Source organism: Agrilactobacillus composti DSM 18527 = JCM 14202, assembly GCF_001436375.1.
Taxonomy (GTDB): Bacteria; Bacillota; Bacilli; order Lactobacillales; family Lactobacillaceae; genus Agrilactobacillus; species Agrilactobacillus composti.
The window spans coordinates 1-359 of the sequence record NZ_AZGA01000080.1; the positions used below are offsets into that span (position 1 = coordinate 1).

The following is a 359-nucleotide window of genomic DNA, read 5'->3' on the forward strand; positions in this document are numbered from 1 at the left end:
TACTGGTGTAGTGGCGGTCGTGCCACAAATCCAGCTCCTGCAGAATTCAATGAATTGATCTTAGCGCAAATCAAAATTGAGTTTGAGCAAAGCAACAGGACCCGTGGTACCCACAGTATGACAACAGCTATCAATGTATGGTTGGAACGCCAAGGGTTGCCCAAGGTAAATCATAAGCGCATCTATAGATTGATGCGCCAATCAGGCATGGTATCTGTCATCCGCAAGAAACGGCCTGGCTATCATAAAACCCAAGCAGATTATATTGCGGAGAATACCTTAAACGGTGATTTTGAACGTAAGGGTATCAATGAGGTATGGGCAACTGATTCAACTTTTGTGACCTATGGTAAGCACAA

The 359-nt window shown here is 44.3% G+C and carries 1 protein-coding gene; it reads left to right on the forward strand.

Going from position 1 to position 359, the window contains the following annotated elements:
- The coding region (locus tag FC83_RS13470; protein ID WP_156405609.1) for an IS3 family transposase at positions 1-359 on the forward strand (359 nt) is incomplete at both ends.